Source organism: Streptomyces sp. NBC_00252 (genome assembly GCF_036187565.1).
Taxonomy (GTDB): Bacteria; Actinomycetota; Actinomycetes; order Streptomycetales; family Streptomycetaceae; genus Streptomyces.
Window position 1 is genome coordinate 2,760,124 of sequence record NZ_CP108087.1, and the last position, 18,768, is coordinate 2,778,891.

Consider the following 18,768-nt stretch of genomic DNA (forward strand, 5'->3'; position numbering starts at 1 on the left):
CGCGCCACCCAGCCGATCACCGGGGAGCGCCCGCCCAACCGACACACAAACCCGCAGCTCAGGCCGGCTTCGCCACCGGCTCCAGAATCGCCACGCACTCCACATGGTGAGTCATCGGAAACAGATCGAACGCCCGCAACGTCCGCACCCGATACCCCCCGTCCCGGAAGTACGCCAGATCCCGAGCCAAAGCGGCCGGATCGCAGGCCACGTACGCGATCTTTCGGGCGCCGAGGGACGACAGGTGCTCGACCGTCTTCTTGCCGGCCCCGGCACGCGGCGGGTCGAGGACGATCAGGTCGACCTCGCTGATCCCGGTCCGCGGGAGCACGGTCTCGACCTTGCCCTGTTCGATGCGGACGCGCTCGAACCCGGCGAGGTTGTGGCGCGCGTCCTCGACCGCGCGCTTCCCGGACTCGATGCCGAGGACCGCGCCCTTGTCGCCGAGGCGGTCGGCCAGCGCGCCGGCGAAGAGGCCGACGCCGCAGTACAGGTCGAGGGCCATGTCGCCCTTGCGCGGGAGCAGGCCCTGCATGACCGCCTTGACGAGGGTGTCGGCGGCCATCGGGTGGACCTGCCAGAAACCGCCGCTGCCGACGCGGTACGTACGGCCGTCGGCCCGCTCGCGGACGAACGCGCGGCCGTGCACACGGTGGATGCCGCCGTCGTGCTCCTCGACGCGCATGACGGAGACGGGGCGTTCCAGTTCGACCAGGGGCAGGCGGGCGCCGGGGCGGGGCTCCAGGATGACCATGCGGTCCTGGGAGCCGGTCGCCGCGATCGCCTCGACCGAGGCCATGCCCGACCAGTCGCGCTCCTCGATGCCCAGCTCGCTGACGCCGGGCGCCGCGATCATGCAGTGCTCGATCGGCTCGACCTCGTGCGAACGGTGCTTGCGCAGACCGGCGTTGCCGTCGACGTCGACCGCGTACTGGACGCGCGTACGCCACTGCGGCACCTGGCCCGCGGGCAGCTTGTCGCCCTCGGCCGGCATCACCGTGCCGTCCCAGCCGGCCTCCTCGGGCGTGAGCCCGGCGAGCCGCTGCAACTGCTCCGCGATGACCTCGCCCTTGAGGCGACGCTGGGCGCCGGGCTTGGCGTGCTGCCAGTCGCAGCCGCCGCAGCGGCCGGGTCCGGCGTAGGGGCACGGCGCCTCGACGCGGTCCTTGGACTCCTCCAGGACCGTCACGGCGTCGGCGCGCAGGAACCGCGCGCCCTCCTCGCCGTCGGTGACCCGCGCGACGACCCGCTCACCGGGCAGCGCGTGCCGGACGAACAGCACCTGGCCCTCGGCCGTACGGGCGATGCAGTGCCCGCCATGGGCGACGGGGCCCACCTCGACCTCGTACTCCTCCCCCACCAGCGATTTCTTCGGTTCTGCCTGCATGGCGGGGTGACTCCACAACGTCAAAGGGGGTACGGCCGGACAACAGCCCACCAGTCTACGTGGGCCCCGCCCGGCCGCTCACCACAAGGCCGTCGCGGCTAGAGCTTGGACTTGTGGGAGTCGCTGTGCCGTTCCTCGGCCGGACCCCGTCGCACCGCGCCCGGCGCACTCCACTCCTGCCGCTTCCGCGCCCGGTTCTTCGCCGCCTCGGAGGACTCCAGCTGGTAGGGCACCGACGTCACCATCACGCCCGGCGTGAACAGCAGCCGGCCCTTGAGCCGCAGCGCGCTCTGGTTGTGCAGCAGATGCTCGTACCAGTGGCCGACCACGTACTCGGGGATGATCACGGACACCGCGTCGCGCGGCGACTCCTTCCGCAGCCCCTTCACGTACTCGATGATCGGCCGCGTGATCTCCCGGTACGGCGAGTCGAGAACCTTCAGCGGTACGTCGATCCCGCGCCGCTCCCACTCCTCGCGCAGCGCCTTGGTCTCGGCCGGGTCCACGTTGACGCTGAGCGCCTCCAGGGTGTCCGAGCGCATCAGCTTGGCGTAGGCGAGGGCCCGCAGAGCCGGGCGGTGGATCTTGGAGATGAGGACGACCGAGTGGACGCGGGACGGGCGGAGGCTGTCGTCGCTGGGACCCTCGGGGGCCGCGATCTCCTCGGCGACCCGGTCGTAGTGCTTACGGATCGCGGTCATCGTGGCGTAGAAGATGCACATGCCGAGCAGTGCCACCCAGGCGCCGTGCGTGAACTTCGTGACCAGGACGACCACCAGGACCAGGCCGGTGAAGAACGCGCCGAACGTGTTGATCGCCCGGGAGCGGACCATGTGGCGGCGCTTGACCTGGTCCTTCTCGGTGGCCAGGTGGCGGTTCCAGTGCCGGACCATGCCGGTCTGGCTGAGGGTGAACGACACGAACACGCCGACGATGTACAGCTGGATCAGCCGGGTCGAGTCGGCGCCGTAGATCGCCAGCAGCATGGCCGCGGTGCCGGCCAGCAGCACGATGCCGTTGGAGAAGGCGAGGCGGTCGCCGCGGGTGTGCAGCTGGCGCGGGAGGTAGCGGTCCTGGGCGAGGATCGAGCCGAGCAGCGGGAAGCCGTTGTACGCGGTGTTGGCGGCCAGGAACAGGACCAGCGCGGTCGCGGCGGCGAGGATGACGAACAGGAAGCTGCCCTTGCCGAACACGGCCTCGGCGACCTGGGAGATCACCGGGTTCTGGACATAGCCGGAGCCGATGGCGACGCCGTTGTGCAGCAGGTCGGTGGCCGGGTTCTCGGCCATGCGGACCTTGGTCGTCATGGCGAGGGCGATGATCCCGCAGAACATGGTGACGGCCAGGATGCCCATCGCCGCCAGCGTGCTCGCCGCGTTCTTCGACTTGGGCTTGCGGAAGGCCGGGACGCCGTTGGAGATCGCCTCGACACCGGTGAGCGCGGCACAGCCGGAGGAGAAGGCCCGTAGCAGCAGGAAGACCAGGGCGAAGCCCGCGAGGCCCTGGTGTTCGGCCTTGATGTGGTAGGCGGCGGTCGGTGCGCGCATGGTGTCGCCGAGGACGAGTCCGCGGAAGGCGCCCCACGCGATCATGATGAAGACGCCCGCGACGAAGACGTACGTCGGGATCGCGAACAGCGTGCCGGACTCCTTCACCCCGCGCAGGTTCATCAGGGTGAGCAGCACCACCACGGCGATCGCGCAGAACACCTTGTGCTCGACCACGAACGGGACCGCGGAGCCGAGGTTCTCGATGCCGGAGGCGATCGAGACGGCGACGGTGAGGACGTAGTCGACGAGCAGGGCGCTGGCGACGGTGAGGCCGGCCTTGGGGCCGAGGTTGGTGGTGGCCACCTCGTAGTCGCCGCCGCCGCTGGGGTAGGCGTGGACGTTCTGCCGGTAGGAGGCGACCACGGTGAACATCAGCACCACGACAGCGACCGCGATCCACGGGCTGAAGTGGTACGCCGACACGCCCGCGATGGAGAGGACCAGCAGCACCTCGCCGGGCGCGTAGGCCACGGAGGACAGCGGGTCGGAAGCGAAGACGGGGAGTGCGATGCGCTTCGGCAGGAGCGTTTCGCCCAACCGGTCGCTGCGCAACGCCCGCCCGATGAGGATGCGCTTGGGCACGTCGGTCAGTTTGGACACAACAGAGGATCGTAGGGCTTCGAACAGGCGATCCTCCACTTTCCGCCGTCTTACCCCCTGTCATCTGCCTCACGAGTGAAATAAGGGACGAGTGGAGTTGCGGATTCCGTCGGGAGCGGCGACGCCGTGTCTATATGACAAAACCCCGCTCCCATCGCCTCCTGGAGGTTCCATGCCCGCGACCGCAGAGCTGATCGGCGCCCTGGCCGCCCTCGTCGGCCTCGGATTCCTCACCCTGGCCAGCGTGCGCAGCATCGGACGCCGCTGACGCACAGGGGTGCCCTGGAGGGACCGGGCGTGTGTAGCTTGGGCCTCGGTCTGAGACCCTGATGGGGCTGAGCATTGATTTCAGGACACCGGAAGGACGGTCGTGCACATCGTCATCATGGGCTGCGGCAGAGTGGGTTCCGCTCTCGCCCAGACCCTGGAGCAACAGGGGCACACGGTCGCCGTGATCGACCAGGACCCCACCGCCTTCCGTCGGCTGGGCCCGGGATTCGGCGGCCGCCGGGTCACCGGGGTCGGCTTCGACCAGGACACGCTGCGCGAAGCGGGCATCGAGGAGGCGGGCGCGTTCGCTGCCGTCTCCAGCGGTGACAACTCGAACATCATCTCCGCCCGCGTGGCCCGCGAGATGTTCGGCGTCGAGAACGTCGCGGCCCGTATCTACGACCCCCGCCGTGCCGAGGTCTACCAGCGCCTGGGCATCCCCACCGTGGCCACGGTCCGCTGGACCGCCGACCAGATGCTGCGCCGGCTGCTGCCCTCGGGCGCGGAGCCGCTGTGGCGGGACCCCACCGGCGGTGTCCAGCTCGCCGAGGTGCACGCCTCGGCCGCCTGGGTCGGCCAGCGGATCAGCAAGCTTCAGGAGGAGACGGGCGTCCGCGTGGCGTTCCTCACCCGGCTCGGCGAGGCGATGCTGCCCTCTTCGCAGACCGTGCTGCAGGAGGGCGACCTCGTGCACGTGATGATGCGTACGGACGAGGTCGACAAGGTCGAGGCGGCGTTCGCCAAGGGTCCCGAAGAGGAGGGCGGTCACTGATGAGGGTCGCCATTGCCGGAGCCGGCGCGGTCGGTCGTTCGATCGCCGGAGAGCTCCTGGAGAACGGTCACGAGATCCTTCTCATCGACAAGGCCCCGACCGCGATCTCGGTCGAGCGGGTTCCCCAGGCGGAGTGGCTGCTGGCCGACGCCTGCGAGATCACGTCCCTGGACGAGGCGGCGCTCCAGCGCTGCAACGTGGTGATCGCCGCGACGGGCGACGACAAGGTCAACCTCGTCGTGTCGCTCCTCGCGAAGACGGAGTACGGCGTCCCGCGGGTCGTCGCCCGCGTCAACAACCCCAAGAACGAGTGGCTCTTCAACGAGTCCTGGGGCGTCGACGTGGCCGTCTCCACCCCGCGTCTGATGTCGGCCCTGGTCGAGGAGGCGGTGTCGGTCGGCGACCTCGTCCGTCTGCTCCGCTTCAGCCACGGCGACGCCAACCTCGTCGAGTTGACCCTCCCCGAGGAGTCCGCGCTCGCGGGCACCCAGGTCGGCGACGTGGAGTGGCCCGAGGACACGTCCCTGGTCACGATCATCCGCGGTACCCGCGTCCTGACCCCGTCCCGCGAGGACTCGCTGGAGGCGGGCGACGAGCTGCTGTTCGTGGCGGCCCAGGCCCGCGAGGAACAGCTGGAGGACCTGCTGTCGGTGCGCCGGGAGGACGCGGCGAGCTGATCCCTTCGGGGATACGACGAGGAAGGGCGCCCTGAATGTTCAGGGCGCCCTTCCTCGTCGTAACAAGAACTACGCGTCGCGCCGGTGCCGTCCCGGCGTGGCGTCCTGGCCCTCGCCGGTGGCCTCGGCGGCGGCCGCCTTGCGCTCCTTCTCCGCCTGCTCCTCCGCCTCCATCTCCGCGAACACGTCGATCGGCGCGGGTGCCTTCGCGAGGAAGACCCAGGTGAGCCAGACGGCGAGGAGGAAGGGCGGGATCTTCAACGCGACCAGGACCCAGCCGAGTTGGGCGGTGTTGGCCCACCAGTAGAGCGGGAAGAGGATCGCGCACTTGGCGAGCAGGATCAGGCCCCAGGCCCAACTGGCCTTCGCGTAGGCCTTCTTGCGACCGGGGTTGCGGGTCCGCCAGGAGAGGTTCTCCTTGAAGACCGGGCCGAGGATGAGGCCGATCAGCGGGACGCCCGCGAGGGTGGTGACGATGTACGCCAGTGCCAGGCCCAGCGTGTAGAGCATGCCGGGGAGGTAGAAGTTCTTCGCGTTGCCCGTCATCATCGCGAAGACCACACCGAAGGCGACGCCGAAGACACCGCTGAAGGCGTGCTTCACGGTGTCGCGGGTGGCCAGCCGGACCACGACCAGGGCCAGCGCGACGGCCAGGGCGGCGATCGCCGACCAGTGCAGGTTCTTGTTGACGGTGAAGATGCTGACGAAGAGCAGCCCGGGCAGGACCGTTTCGATCATGCCGCGCAGTCCGCCGAACGCCTCGAAGAGGGCCGCCTCGGTCACCGCCCGGACATCCTGCTCGCTGTCTTCGGCGTCCACGGTGTCCGCGGTCGGCTTGTCGAGCGACGTCACCGGCTACTCCCGTCCGAGGGGTTTCAGTTCGTATTTCGGGTTGAAGAGCACGCGGCGGCCTCTGCTCATCGAGATCCGGCCGGACGCGATCAGCTTGCGCCCCGGTTCTATCCCCACGATGGAGCGCCTGCCGAGCCACACCACGTCCAGGGCGGCGGAGCCGTCGAACAACTCGGCCTCCAGGGCCGGGACTCCCGCCCGGGGGCGCAGCGTGACCGTGCGCAAGGTACCAGTAACCGTCACGATCTGTCGGTCGTGGCAGTCGCCGATCCGGACACAGCCCTCGGTCTCGGCGTCCTCACGCAGCTCCTCCGACTCCAGGTCCTCCTGCGAGGTGGAGAGCCGGTCGAGCATGCGCCGGAACCGTCCGGCCGGCTTTTCGGAACGAGGGACAGCGCTCATATCTGAAGCGTACCGGGGTCCACCGACAGTGACGCACCCACGCCCTCAGCGCTCGAACCGGTAGCCCATACCGGGCTCCGTGATGAAGTGCCTGGGATGCGCGGGGTCCGTCTCCAGCTTCCGCCGCAGCTGCGCCATGTACACGCGGAGGTAGTTCGTCTCGGTCCCGTACGACGGCCCCCACACCTCCTGGAGCAGCTGCTTCTGGCTGACCAGCCGCCCGGTGTTGCGCACCAGCACCTCCAGCAGATGCCACTCCGTGGGGGTCAGCCGTACGTCACGGCCGTCCCGGTGCACCTTCTTGGCGGCGAGGTCGACGGTGAACTCCTCGGTCTCCACCAGGACGTCGTCCTCACCGGCCCCGGTGGGCTCGGCGCGGCGCACGGCGGCCCGCAGCCGGGCCAGCAGCTCGTCCATCCCGAACGGCTTGGTGACGTAGTCGTCGGCACCCGCGTCCAGCGCCTCGACCTTCTCGTCGGAGGAGTGCCGCGCGGACAGCACGAGGATCGGCACCCGGGTCCAGCCGCGCAGCCCCCGGATCACCTCGACGCCGTCCATGTCGGGCAGCCCCAGGTCGAGGACGACCACGTCCGGGTGCCGGGAGGCGGCGAGGTCGAGGGCGGTCTTGCCGTCGGCGGCCGCGTCGACCTCGTACTTCCGCGCCTTGAGGTTGATCACGAGGGCCCGCACGATCTGCGGCTCATCCTCGACCACGAGGACCCTGGTCATGAGGCCTGCCTTTCCGGTTGCACGTCCTGCATGTCTTGCGTGTCTCGCGTGTCTTGCGTGTCTTCTACGGCGCTGTCGGCCGGCGCGGTTTCGAAGGGCTCCGCCGCGCGGAGGGTGAGGACCATGGTGAGGCCGCCGCCGGGGGTGTCCTCGGCGTTCAGGGTGCCGCTCATGGCCTCGGTGAAGCCACGCGCCACGGCGAGCCCGAGTCCGACTCCCGCGCCGCGCGGGGCGTCGCCGTAGCGCTGGAAGGGCTCGAAGATGCGGTCCTTGGCCTCGTCAGGGACTCCCGGGCCCCGGTCGACCACCCGTACCTCCACGCGGTCGGCGATGGCGCTGGCGGACACCAGGACGGTTTCGCCGGGCGGGCTGTACTTGACCGCGTTCTCGACGAGGTTGGCCACCGCGCGTTCCAGGAGCCCGGGGTCGACGGCGACCATGGGCAGCGTCTCCGGGATGTCCAGTTCGGCACTGCCTTCGGGGACCCCGCCCAGGGCCATCGGCACGACCTCGTCGAGGTCTATCTCGCGGATGATCGGCGTGACCGTGCCGGTCTGGAGGCGGGACATGTCGAGGAGGTTGCCCACGAGGTGGTCGAGGCGGTCGGCGCCGTCCTCGATGCCCTCCAGCAGCTCGGCCTGGTCCTCCTCGGACCACGCCACGTCGTCGGAGCGCAGGGAGGAGACGGCCGCTTTGATGCCGGCGAGCGGGGTGCGCAGATCGTGGCTCACGGCCGCCAGGAGGGCCGTACGGATGCGGTTGCCCTCGGCGAGCGCGCGGGCCTGGTCGGCCTCCTCGCGCAGGCGTCTGCGGTCGAGGACGACGGCTGCCTGGGCGGCGAAGGCGGCGAGGACCCGGCGGTCGGAGGCGGGCAGGACGCGGCCGGTCAGCGCGAGGGCCATGTGGTCGCCGACCGGCATGTCCACATCGCCGTCCTCGGGCCGCTCCAGCGGTGCCCCGACGCCGACCCGGCCGGCGCAGGTCCAGGGCTCCACGTCGCTCTTGCGCTCCAGCAGGGCGACGGACTCCATGCCGAAGGTCTCCCGGACCCGTTCCAGGAGTGCTTCGAGGCTGGTCTCGCCGCGCAGCACGCTGCCCGCGAGGAAGGACAGGATCTCGGACTCGGCGCGCAGTCTGGCGGCCTGCTGGGTGCGTCTCGCGGCGAGGTCGACCACGGAGGCCACGGACACGGCGACGCCGACGAAGATCGCGATGGCGACGATGTTCTTGGGGTCGGCGATCGTCATCCGGTGCAGCGGAGGCGTGTAGTAGTAGTTCAGCAGGAACGATCCGACGGCCGCCGACACCAGCGCGGGAGCCAGCCCGCCGAGCAGTGCCGCCGCCACCGTCACGGACAGGAACAGCAGCATGTCGTTGGCGAGGCCGAGGTGGATCGCGTTCAGCAGGAACGCGAGCCCCACCGGGCCCAGCACCCCGACCAGCCACCCGGAGACGATCCGGGTCCGCCCGAGCCGCGCGCCCCGGGACACGGGCAGTCCGCGCCCCTTGGCGACCTCTTCGTGGGTGACGATGTGGACGTCCAGGTCGGGCCCGGACTCGCGGGCGACCGTGGTGCCCACCCCGGGCCCGAAGACGTACTGCCAGGTCTTGCGGCGCGAGGAGCCGAGGACGATCTGCGTGGCGTTGACCCCGCGCGCGAAGTCGAGCAGCGCGGCCGGGATGTCGTCGCCGACGACGTGGTGGAAGGTGCCGCCGAGGTCTTCGGCGAGGGTGCGCTGGAGGGCGAGTTCCTTCGGGGATGCGGAGGTCAGGCCGTCGCTGCGGGAGATGTAGACGGCCAGCACCTCGCCGCCGGCCCCCTTCTCGGCGAGCCGCGCGGCCCGCCGTATCAGCGTCCGCCCTTCGGGGCCGCCGGTCAGTCCTACGACGATCCGCTCGCGCGAACCCCAGATCGCCGAGACCTTGTGCTCGCTGCGGTACTCCTGGAGGTACTCGTCGACCCGGTCGGCCACCCACAGGAGCGCCAACTCCCGCAGGGCGGTGAGGTTCCCGGGGCGGAAGTAGTTCGAGAGGGCCGCGTCGACCTTGTCGGGCTTGTAGATGTTGCCGTGCGCCATGCGGCGGCGGAGCGCCTGGGGCGACATGTCGACGAGTTCGATCTGGTCGGCCCGGCGGACGACCTCGTCCGGGACGGTCTCCTGCTGGCGCACCCCGGTGATGGACTCGACGACGTCGCCGAGGGACTCCAGGTGCTGGATGTTGACGGTGGAGACGACGTCGATGCCGGCCGCGAGGAGTTCCTCGATGTCCTGCCAGCGCTTGGTGTTGCGGGAGCCGGGGATGTTGGTGTGGGCGAGTTCGTCCACCAGGGCGACGGCGGGGGCCCTGCGCAGCACCGCGTCGACGTCCATCTCGGTGAAGACGCTGCCCCGGTAGGCCAGCTCCGCGCGCGGGACCTGCTCCAGGCCGTGGAGCATCACCTCGGTGCGGGCCCTCCCGTGGTGCTCCACGAAGGCGACCACGCAGTCGGTGCCCCGCTCCACCCTGCGGTGGGCCTCGGACAGCATGGCGTAGGTCTTGCCCACGCCCGGTGCCGCACCGAGATAGATCCGAAGCTTGCCGCGTCCCATGGCCCCATTGTCTTCCCGTCACCGCTGTGTACGCAGCGTCGACTTTACGGCCAATAAGTCCGACAAATGGGGTGGAGTGTGCGCCGGGGGACGTCTTTGACGCATCCCTGATGCCCATACGGCACCGCGCTCGGCGCCGTACGGGCATCGGGGTCGGGCGCTGTTCAGTTGGGGTTGTCGCCGTGGGTGAGGGTCTCCCAGGCCACGAAGAGGTTGTTCGTGCCGGCCGGGCGGTTGTTCTGGGTGAGGGTCTGGGTGTTGGTCATCGCGATGCCCAGGCGGTTGTGCAGCGCGTTGTACCCGACCTCGGTGACCGGCCCGAGCCCGAGGGTCAGCGACCCGCCGCACAGCCAGCTCGGGACGGCGGCCCCCAGCTGGTACTTGGCCTGGAACCCGAGCGCCTGCCGCAGCCGCTCCCCCACGTCCGTGCCGTAGAGGTCGGTGCCCTGGATGCGGCTGGTCTCGGCGACGTGCGAGATCGACGAGAGGCCGTACCCGGTGTGCGTGAAGTCGCGGCACGTCTCCTGGGTGAGCCCGGTGACGAAGGTCGACTGGCCCTGCCAGTAACTGACGATCTTCGCCGTGGTGTTGAGGTTCTGGCTCGGCACGGTCTTCGGCACGGACCCGTCCGAGGCCAGGTAGATGTACGCGGCCGTCCGCGTCCGGAAGAGTGCCATGGCCTTGTCGTACGACGTCCTGTCCTCCAGGAAGACGGAGATGCCGATCGCGGCGTCCATCATCGTCAGTTCCCAGTTCCCGTTGGAATTGGAGCCGTTGATGATCTCCGGGAGGTACACGTTCCGCAGCATGGTCGAGAAGCGGGCCGAGTTGGTCCAGGTCCCGGTGTACGTGTACTTGATGATCTCGGCGGCCTTGGGCCAGGAGGCACCGGCCCAGCCGGTCTGCAGGGGCGCGTTGCTGTTGGTGTGGCTGGTGATCGTGGCCGACCAGGCGTCCATGATCTCGATGGCCTTCTGGGCGTAGCGCGCGTCCTTGGTGATGTACCAGGCGAGCGCGTCGGTGTAGGCCGCGATCGCGTCCTCGCGCTCGTCGGTGCAGCCGTAGTTGGGGTTGGAGTACGAGCCGCACTCGACGACGGCTCGGGGCTTCGGGGTGCGGCTCAGACTCGCGTAGGAGCTGGCCATCATCTGGTCGTAGGCACCCTTCCAGGGCTGGGCGCCGGCGAGGACCTCGGTGCGGGCGAAGTCCAGCTGGCTCCTGGAGACGTCGACTCCGGGGTGGACGAAGGTGGCGGGGGCGGCCTGGGCGGTGGTGCCGGGCTGGGCGAAGAAGCCCAGGACCAGCGCGGTGACGACGGAGAGCAGGGCAGCGCGGCGCACGGTGACTCCGTTCTCGTATGTGAACAAAGAGCACCCTCATGAACATGGGCGTTGAGCCGAGACCATAGGTACGGACCAATGCGCCGTCAAGAGTCCGCGCATGACGAAGGGCCGCACCCCGGGGAGGGGTACGGCCCTTTCGGCTACGACTGTTCCGTACGTCTGTTTCTCGTACGGCTGTTCCCGCTAGCGGACCTCGGTGATCTCCGGTCCGCGCTGCAGCTGGCCCATGCCGCCGGAGAAGCGGGAACCCGCCTCCTCCTGCTGGACGCCCTCGGGAACCATCTGCGCGTCGTTCGGCAGCTTCAGGACGATCGGGTCGCGGGGCGCCATCGGGCCCTCGCCGCGCACGACGACCGTGTCCCGGAAGATCTGCTCCAGCAGACCGGCGGCCTGCGGCTGCACCGCGCCCTGCCCGGAGATCACCCCGCGCAGGAACCAGCGCGAACCGTCCACACCAACGAACCGCACGACCTGGAAACCGCCCGTGCCGTCCGGCAGCTGCACCGGGACCTGCGCCCGCAGCTCCCAGCCCAGCGGTCCCTCGACCTCGTCGACGATGCCACCCTGCTGGGTGATGCCGCTGGCGATCTCCTCGCGGACCTCACCCCAGATGCCCTCGCGCTTGGGAGCGGCGAAGGCCTGCAACTGGATGGCACTGTCCTTGAGGACCACGGTGGCGGCGACGATCGCGTCACCCGCGACCTCGACCCGCAGCTCCATGCCGTCGACTCCCGGCACGAACAGACCGCCCAGGTCCACCCGGCCCTCGGCGGGGTCGCCGATCTCCGAGTCGTCCCAGGGTCCGTCGGGGCGGGGCTCCGGCTCGAGCTTCACGCGCTCGACCGATCCGTCCGCCTCAGTGTCGACGTGGTCGACGACCTGCTCGGCCTCGCTCGCCGCGTCCTCGGCGGCAGTGCCCTTCTTGCGACGTCCGAACACGTCACTGTCCTTCCCGGTCGGATACGACCGAAGCGTATCGATTCCCACCCGTGGTGCCGCCCACGGCGGCGTGACCGCCGGTGGACCCGAAGCCCCCCTCGGCCCGCGCCGAATCGGGAAGTTCCGCGACCTCCTGGAAGCGGACCCTCTCGACCTGCTGGACGACCAGCTGGGCGATCCGGTCGAAGCGCTCGAACCGTACCGACTCGTACGGGTCGAGATTCACCACGATCACCTTGATCTCCCCACGGTACCCGGCATCAACCGTCCCCGGGGCATTCACGAGGGCGACACCGCAGCGGGCGGCGAGCCCAGAACGAGGGTGCACGAAGGCCGCGTACCCCTCGGGGAGCGCGATAGACACCCCCGTGGGCAGCACGGCCCGTTCCCCCGGCTTCAGTTCCCGCGCCTCGGTGGTCCGCAGATCGGCCCCTGCGTCCCCGGGGTGCTCGTACGACGGAAGCGGTACGTCGGGGTCGACGCGGCGGATCAGCACGCCGAGCTCCGGACGGGGTTCACGGCTCACGGGTTCACCTCGAAGGCACGGGTACGCCGGACCTGGTCCGGGTCGTCCATGGCGGCCCGGATCTCCTGCGGGCGGCCGTTGTCGATGAAGTGGTCGACCTTCACCTCGACGAAGAGGGCGTCGGCGCGCACCGCGACGGGTCCATCGGGGCCGCCGATGCGTCCAGTGGCGGTCGAGTAGATCTTCCGGCCGGCCACGGCCGTCACCTCGGCCTCCAGGTACAGCACGGTGTCCACGGGCACCGGCCGGACGAAGTCGGTCTCCAGGCGGCCGGTCACCGCGATCGTCCGCAGCAGCCAGTTCAGCGAGCCGAGGGTCTCGTCCAGCGCGCTGGCGAGCACCCCGCCGTGCGCGAGGCCCGGGGCGCCCTGGTGGGCGGCCCGCACGGTGAACTCGGCGGTGATGGTCACGCCCTCACCGGCCCGCGCCGCCAGGTGCAGTCCGTGCGGCTGGTCGCCGCCACATCCGAAACACTGTTCGTAGTGCGCACCGAGCAGCTCTCCGGGCGCGGGCGCGTCGGGGTGCCGCACCGGTTTCACGGCGTCGGACGGGGGCTTAAGAGCTGGAGAAGTACCACTCACAGCCGCAGACCTTACCCGCGCGTCGGCGGGTTCCCGACACCGTGCCAAGCTTGGTTCCATGCAGCTTTCCGCCTCCCCCTACGACGAGCGCCTCACCGCCCCCCGTTCGTGGTGGTTCATCTCGTTCCTGGTGGGCGTCTCCTTCGCCCTGATCCTGCTGCCCTTCGGCACCCTGCCGCTGCTCGGCGGCCTGGTCGGCGGCACCGCCGCGGCATCTGTGATGGCCAGCTCCTACGGCTCGCTCCGCATCCGGATCGTGGGCGACCAGCTGATCGCCGGCGAGGCGAAGATCCCGGTGTCCGCCCTGGGCGAGGCGGAGATCCTGGAGCCGGAGGAGGCCCGCGCCTGGCGGACCTACAAGGCCGACACCCGCGCCTTCCTGCTGCTGCGCTCGTACATCCCGAGGGCACTGCGCGTCGAGGTCACCGACCCGGACGACCCGACGCCGTACCTGTATCTGTCGACCCGCGAGCCGGAGCGGCTGGCGGCGGCGCTGAAGACCGCGCGGGCGGCGGCCGTCTAGTACCCGAGTTCCTTCGGGATCTCACCCATCCGGAGTGGGTCCGGCGGGGCTTCCAGGGGCGGGAGCTGGGGCAGCGCGTCCCACGGGACCTGGCTCTTGCGCAGATCCTTGCGGATGCGCTCGGCGAGCTTCTTGGTGTCCCGGCGGTTCATGACCGCTCCGACGGCGGCGCCGACCATGAACGGCATCAGGTTCGGCAGGTCCCGGACCATGCGCTTCATGATCTGCTGGCGCAGCTCGCGCTTCATGTGGCCGTTCAGCGCGGTGCTCATGGTCGACGGTTTGGTCACGTCGATGCCGCGCTCCCCGGACCACGAGTTCAGATACGCGACGCTGCGCTGCCGGAGATCGCCGGCCGGACGGACGCCGTAGACCTCGTACAGCTCGGCGATGAGCTTCAGCTCGATCGCGGCCACACCGGTGATCTCGGCGGCCAGTTCGGTGGGCATCGCGGGCGGCACCGGGAGCATCGCCGCGGCGCCGATGCCCGCGCCGACGGTCGACGTCGCGTTCGCCGCGCCCGCCACCAGTTTGTCGGCGAGCTGCTCGGGGCCGAGGCCCGGGAACTGCCGCCGAAGCGCCTCGAGGTCCCGTACGGGGATCCGCGGGGCTATGTCGATGATCCGGTCCGCGAGGTACGCCAGACCGGCCCTGGCCCTGCTGCCGCCCTTACGGACGCCTTCCTTGGCCTTGTCCCGGATCACCGCCGCCCGTCGTTTGGCGACGGGGGCGGCTGCGGGATCGTCCGCCGGCACCGGGAGGTCAGTCCGGTCCGCCGCCGGTTCGAGCGAGGCTGATCCCTGGTCGGATGAGCCCCGCTCGTCGTCACGCGCGCCTTGAGGACCCACAGTCGGTCCTTCGTCCGCTCCCGATCGCCGGGAGCGGCGCTTCCAGGGTGGGGTCGAGCCAGTCACGGCCGACCCCTCCTCAGTCGCAGTCGCGGCAGATCGGCTGGCCGTTCTTCTCGCGGGCCAGCTGGCTGCGGTGGTGCACCAGGAAGCAGCTCATGCAAGTGAACTCGTCCTGCTGCTTGGGCAGCACCCGGACGGCCAGCTCTTCGTTCGAGAGGTCCGCTCCGGGCAGCTCGAGGCCCTCGGCGGCCTCGAATTCGTCGACGTCCACTGCGGAAGTCGACTTGTCGTTCCTACGCGCCTTGAGCTCTTCAAGGCTGTCCGAGTCGACGTCGTCGTCGGTCTTGCGTGGGGTGTCGTAATCCGTTGCCATGTCGCTCTCCCCCTCTGGGTGTCTGCGGTGTCTCCAGCGCACGTAACGCGTGAGAGGCCGGACTTGTGCCCGACCTGAGGCGGAGATTTTGCCTCACATCAAGGTCTGTTACTCAATCGACACCCAACCGGACCCCTCAAGAGTGATCGGCTTGGATGGCGAAGGGGACCGTACACGGTCCTCATGCCGCTCTTCAAAGGCACCTCATCGTGTACTTCCCGTGATCAAGACCCCCGAAAACCCGGATTTTCCCGGCTTTCCGACAGGGTGCATGATCACGGAGAGTAGATGGCCTGAAAATCGCGCTTGTGATCGATCACACACGGGGGTGCCGGAGAAGCGGCCAGAAAATTCCGCGCAAAGCGAACATCCTCGTGTGTCGGCGACATGATCTCAGATGGGCAGGGTGACTCGCATCACGAGTCCACCCCCCTCACGCGGCTGGGCCGAGATGTGGCCGCCGTGAGCGCGCGCCACGGAGCGCGCGATCGACAGACCGAGGCCCACACCCTTGTCGCTGCCCGTTCGCTCCGTACGCAGCCGCCTGAAGGGCTCGAAGAGGTTGTCGACCTCGTACGCCGGGACCACCGGGCCCGTGTTCGAGACGACCAGCACCGCGTGGCCGTGCTGGACCTCGGTGGTGACCTCGACCCAGCCGTCCTCCGGCACGTTGTACCGCACCGCGTTCTGCGCCAGGTTCAGGGCGATGCGCTCCAGGAGGACGCCGTTGCCCTGGACGACCGCGGGTTTCCGCTCGCCGCGGATCACCACGCCCTTGGCCGCCGCCTCGGCGTGCACCTGGTCGACCGCCTGCTCGGCGACCTCGGCGAGGTCCACGGGCTTGCGCTCGACGATCTGGTTGTCACTGCGGGCGAGCAGCAGCAGGCCCTCGACGAGCTGCTCGCTGCGCTCGTTGGTGGCCAGCAGGGTCTTGCCGAGCTGCTGGAGCTCGATGGGGGCGCCGGGATCGGACAGATGCACCTCGAGGAGCGTGCGGTTGATCGCCAGCGGGGTGCGCAGCTCGTGCGACGCGTTCCCCACGAAGCGCTGCTGGGCGGTGAACGCCCGCTGCAGCCGGTCCAGCATCTCGTCGAAGGTGTCCGCGAGCTCCTTGAGCTCGTCGTCCGGGCCGTCCAGCTCGATCCGGCGGGAGAGGTCCGAGCCGGCCACCGCGCGGGCGGTCCGGGTGATCCGGCCCAGCGGCGACAGCACCCGGCCCGCCATCGCGTACCCGAAGGCGAAGGCGATGATCGCGAGGCCGAGCAGGGCCAGCAGCGAGCGGCTGAGCAGGTCGTCCAGCGCGTGCTGGCGCTGCTGGTTGACGCACTCGTTCATCGCGTTGTTCATCTCGGGCGCCGACGGCGAGGACGGGAAGTTGCAGGTGCTGCTGCCGACCGAGCCGGAGATGACCTTGAAGGGGAGCTCACTGCCCACGTTCAACGCGTGCGCGGCGAGCAGATAGATGATCGACAGCAGCAGGATGCCGGCGATCAGGAACATGCCGCCGTACAGCAGCGTGAGCCTTATGCGGATGGTGGGTCGCAGCCAGGGGAACGGCGGTTCGGGCCTTCTGGGATCCCACGTGGGCTTCGGGGGCGCCTGGGGAGGCGCCGGGGTCGTGGCCACAGGTGATCAGATCCGGTAGCCGGAGCCGGGGACGGTGACGATGACCGCGGGCTCACCGAGCTTGCGGCGCAGGGTCATCACGGTGACGCGCACGACGTTGGTGAACGGGTCCGTGTTCTCGTCCCACGCCTTCTCCAGGAGCTGCTCCGCGGAGACGACGGCGCCCTCGCTGCGCAGCAGCACCTCCAGGACGGCGAACTCCTTCGGCGCGAGCTGGACTTCCTTGCCGTCGCGGAACACCTCGCGGCGGTTCGGGTCGAGCTTGATGCCGGCGCGCTCCAGGACGGGGGGCAGCGGCACACTGGTGCGCCGGCCGAGGGCACGCACGCGTGCCGTCAGCTCGCTGAACGCGAAGGGCTTGGGCAGATAGTCGTCGGCGCCGATCTCCAGGCCCTCGACGCGGTCGCTGACGTCGCCCGACGCGGTGAGCATCAGCACGCGCGTGGGCATGCCGAGTTCGACGATCTTGCGGCAGACGTCGTCCCCGTGCACGAGCGGGAGGTCGCGGTCGAGGACGACCACGTCGTAGTCGTTGACGCCGATGCGCTCCAGGGCGGCCGCACCGTCGTACACGACGTCGACGGCCATGGCCTCCCGGCGCAGTCCGGTGGCCACCGCATCGGCGAGCAGCTGCTCGTCCTCGACGACGAGTACGCGCACGTCGCTTGTCCTTCCTCTGTCCACCCGCGTAGCGCGCCTAGGCGCACGCGGGCAGGGTCTTCGTGGCTGTGTGACCTCCATCCTGCCCTTTTCGGCCATAAGTCGGCTGTAAGGCGGCCGGGGGCGAGATGAAGGTCAGGTGTGAGGCCCGGGAATGCGGGATTTTCTCGGTGGGTTGAGGTTTCCACGGAAGGGAGCGGGGGGAGGACGGCTTTACACCCCGCGATCACGCTCTGCACGTGGCAAGCCACCTTGTGGTACGTCCAACCGCTTCCGCAGAGCGGGCGTGGGTGTCCGGCACCGTCGCCGCCCAGCCAGGGCAGCGCTGGGCACCCCCGACCGCAGACGTGATCGCCCCTTCCGAACGGCACACCCCCGTGCCAAACGACCCACGACCCAGGACGAGGGGGCGCAGCATGGACGCATTCACCGCAGGACTTCTGCAGCGCATAAGGGCGACCGAGACCGACCTGACGCGGGCTCGTGACGAGGGCGACGACTTCCTCGTCGAGGTGGAACAGGCCGAGCTCGACGACCTGCGCCGCCTCGCCGCCGACCACGGTGTGGAGGTCGGCGCGACGAGCGTCTGATCAGTGCGGCCAGCAGAAAAGCAGGACCCCGGCGAATCCAGCGCCGGGGTCCTGCTGCTTTCGGCTCTCCCACCGTCCGGGCGGCCGGGCCGGTGTCGGAAGCGTCAGTCGTGCCAGGCGCCGAAGTCGTCCAACAGCCGCTGGAGGGGCTCGAAGACGCCCGGGGTGGCGGCGATCGCCAGATCCCGTGCGGGGCGCTCTCCGGGGCGTCCACCGGTCAAGGCGCCCGCCTCACGGGCGATCAGGTCGCCCGCGGCGAGGTCCCAGGGGTTCAGGCCCCGCTCGTAGTAGCCGTCGAGGCGGCCCGACGCCACGTCGCAGAGGTCGACCGCGGCCGAGCCGCCGCGCCGGATGTCGCGCAGCAGGGGGATCAGCTTCTGGGCCACGTCGGCCTGGTGGGTGCGGACCTCGGTGACGTAGTTGAAGCCGGTCGAGACCAGCGCCTGCTCCAGGGGCGCCGTGGGACGGCAGGCGAGCCTGCGCTCGCCCTCCCACGCGCCCGTGGCCCACGCCCCGCCGCCGAGCACGGCGTGGAACGTCTCGCCGCGCATCGGGACCGCGACGACCCCGGCGACGGTCTCGCCGTGCAGCTCGGCGGCGATGGAGACGGACCAAGTGGGCAGTCCGTACAGGTAGTTGACCGTGCCGTCGAGCGGGTCGATGACCCAGCGGACGCCGCTGGTGCCCTCGACGGAGGCGCCCTCCTCACCCAGGAAGCCGTCGTCGGGGCGCTGTTCGGAGATCAGGTCGGTGATCAGCTTCTCGGCCGCGATGTCCATCTCGGTGACGACGTCGATCGGGCTGGACTTCGTGGCGGCGACGGCGAGGTCGGCCGGGCGCCCGTCCCGCAGTAGGGCGCCTGCCTTGTGGGCGGCGTCCTGGGCGAGGGCGAGCAGTTCCTGGTGCAGGGGGTCGGTCACGGCGCT

At 69.9% G+C, this 18,768-nt stretch carries 19 protein-coding genes; 4 read left to right on the forward strand and 15 right to left on the reverse strand.

Annotated features, from left to right (window positions below; all coding sequences use genetic code 11):
- Positions 1-58: 58 nt before the first annotated feature.
- Both OHT77_RS11730 and OHT77_RS11735 read right to left on the reverse strand, forming a co-directional pair.
- Positions 59-1,387, reverse strand: a complete 1,329-nt coding sequence (locus OHT77_RS11730) for a class I SAM-dependent RNA methyltransferase (RefSeq protein WP_328828221.1) — start codon at positions 1,385-1,387, stop codon at positions 59-61.
- A 98-nt stretch (positions 1,388-1,485) separates the two neighbouring features.
- On the reverse strand, positions 1,486-3,537 hold the full coding sequence (locus OHT77_RS11735) for an APC family permease (protein WP_328828223.1): 2,052 nt from the start codon (positions 3,535-3,537) through the stop codon (positions 1,486-1,488).
- Positions 3,538-3,907: 370 nt separating this feature from the next.
- On the opposite strand from OHT77_RS11735, the gene OHT77_RS11740 reads away from it, so the two are divergent.
- Positions 3,908-4,579 carry a potassium channel family protein gene (locus OHT77_RS11740; RefSeq protein WP_033283949.1) on the forward strand — a complete coding sequence of 224 codons (672 nt, stop codon included), beginning with the start codon at positions 3,908-3,910 and terminating at the stop codon, positions 4,577-4,579.
- Positions 4,579-5,256, forward strand: a complete 678-nt coding sequence (locus OHT77_RS11745) for a potassium channel family protein (RefSeq protein WP_019061074.1) — start codon at positions 4,579-4,581, stop codon at positions 5,254-5,256. Before OHT77_RS11740 ends, OHT77_RS11745 begins: the two co-directional genes overlap by 1 nt.
- 69 nt (positions 5,257-5,325) lie before the next feature.
- Here the strand turns inward: OHT77_RS11745 and OHT77_RS11750 are convergent, their stop codons facing one another.
- The 8 genes from OHT77_RS11750 to OHT77_RS11785 form a co-directional block, all read right to left on the reverse strand.
- Positions 5,326-6,108: a DUF3159 domain-containing protein gene (locus OHT77_RS11750; RefSeq protein ID WP_328828224.1), complete on the reverse strand. Its 783-nt coding sequence runs from the start codon at positions 6,106-6,108 to the stop codon at positions 5,326-5,328.
- Positions 6,109-6,111: 3 nt separating this feature from the next.
- Positions 6,112-6,510 (reverse strand): OB-fold nucleic acid binding domain-containing protein, encoded by a 399-nt coding sequence (locus OHT77_RS11755; protein ID WP_078652621.1) that lies wholly within the window; start codon positions 6,508-6,510, stop codon positions 6,112-6,114.
- 45 nt (positions 6,511-6,555) lie between these two features.
- Positions 6,556-7,239, reverse strand: a complete 684-nt coding sequence (locus OHT77_RS11760; protein ID WP_328828226.1) for a response regulator — start codon at positions 7,237-7,239, stop codon at positions 6,556-6,558.
- Entirely contained in the window at positions 7,236-9,830 is a 2,595-nt protein-coding gene (locus OHT77_RS11765; protein ID WP_328828227.1) for a sensor histidine kinase KdpD, read from the reverse strand. The genes OHT77_RS11760 and OHT77_RS11765 overlap by 4 nt, the downstream gene beginning before the upstream one ends.
- A 164-nt stretch (positions 9,831-9,994) precedes the next feature.
- Positions 9,995-11,170: an alginate lyase family protein gene (locus OHT77_RS11770; RefSeq protein WP_352285794.1), complete on the reverse strand. Its 1,176-nt coding sequence runs from the start codon at positions 11,168-11,170 to the stop codon at positions 9,995-9,997.
- Between the two features lie 186 nt (positions 11,171-11,356).
- Positions 11,357-12,112: a DUF3710 domain-containing protein gene (locus tag OHT77_RS11775; RefSeq protein ID WP_266773324.1), complete on the reverse strand. Its 756-nt coding sequence runs from the start codon at positions 12,110-12,112 to the stop codon at positions 11,357-11,359.
- Between the two features lies 1 nt (position 12,113).
- A complete protein-coding gene (gene dut / locus OHT77_RS11780; protein ID WP_328828228.1) occupies positions 12,114-12,638 on the reverse strand; it encodes a dUTP diphosphatase in 525 nt (174 codons plus the stop codon).
- Positions 12,635-13,219, reverse strand: a complete 585-nt coding sequence (locus OHT77_RS11785) for a PaaI family thioesterase (RefSeq protein ID WP_328828230.1) — start codon at positions 13,217-13,219, stop codon at positions 12,635-12,637. The genes dut and OHT77_RS11785 overlap by 4 nt, the downstream gene beginning before the upstream one ends.
- A 58-nt stretch (positions 13,220-13,277) precedes the next feature.
- On the opposite strand from OHT77_RS11785, the gene OHT77_RS11790 reads away from it, so the two are divergent.
- Positions 13,278-13,742 (forward strand): DUF3093 domain-containing protein, encoded by a 465-nt coding sequence (locus tag OHT77_RS11790; RefSeq protein ID WP_266773318.1) that lies wholly within the window; start codon positions 13,278-13,280, stop codon positions 13,740-13,742.
- Here OHT77_RS11790 and OHT77_RS11795 read toward each other — a convergent pair.
- The 4 genes from OHT77_RS11795 to OHT77_RS11810 all read right to left on the reverse strand — a co-directional run bounded on the left by OHT77_RS11795 (position 13,739) and on the right by OHT77_RS11810 (position 17,252).
- Positions 13,739-14,656 (reverse strand): hypothetical protein, encoded by a 918-nt coding sequence (locus OHT77_RS11795; RefSeq protein ID WP_328828231.1) that lies wholly within the window; start codon positions 14,654-14,656, stop codon positions 13,739-13,741. The two genes, OHT77_RS11790 and OHT77_RS11795, sit on opposite strands and share 4 nt — an antisense overlap.
- 13 nt (positions 14,657-14,669) lie before the next feature.
- Positions 14,670-14,966: a DUF4193 domain-containing protein gene (locus OHT77_RS11800; RefSeq protein ID WP_005481602.1), complete on the reverse strand. Its 297-nt coding sequence runs from the start codon at positions 14,964-14,966 to the stop codon at positions 14,670-14,672.
- Between the two features lie 393 nt (positions 14,967-15,359).
- The gene (locus OHT77_RS11805) at positions 15,360-16,592 is read right to left on the reverse strand and encodes a sensor histidine kinase (protein WP_328828233.1); all 1,233 of its coding nucleotides are present in this window, start codon (positions 16,590-16,592) and stop codon (positions 15,360-15,362) included.
- Between the two features lie 6 nt (positions 16,593-16,598).
- Positions 16,599-17,252: a response regulator transcription factor gene (locus tag OHT77_RS11810; RefSeq protein WP_103549594.1), complete on the reverse strand. Its 654-nt coding sequence runs from the start codon at positions 17,250-17,252 to the stop codon at positions 16,599-16,601.
- 416 nt (positions 17,253-17,668) lie between these two features.
- On the opposite strand from OHT77_RS11810, the gene OHT77_RS11815 reads away from it, so the two are divergent.
- Positions 17,669-17,842 carry a hypothetical protein gene (locus OHT77_RS11815; RefSeq protein ID WP_019061061.1) on the forward strand — a complete coding sequence of 58 codons (174 nt, stop codon included), beginning with the start codon at positions 17,669-17,671 and terminating at the stop codon, positions 17,840-17,842.
- Positions 17,843-17,946: 104 nt separating this feature from the next.
- Here OHT77_RS11815 and OHT77_RS11820 read toward each other — a convergent pair whose 3' ends face one another.
- Positions 17,947-18,762 carry an inositol monophosphatase family protein gene (locus OHT77_RS11820; protein ID WP_328828234.1) on the reverse strand — a complete coding sequence of 272 codons (816 nt, stop codon included), beginning with the start codon at positions 18,760-18,762 and terminating at the stop codon, positions 17,947-17,949.
- Positions 18,763-18,768: the final 6 nt, after the last annotated feature.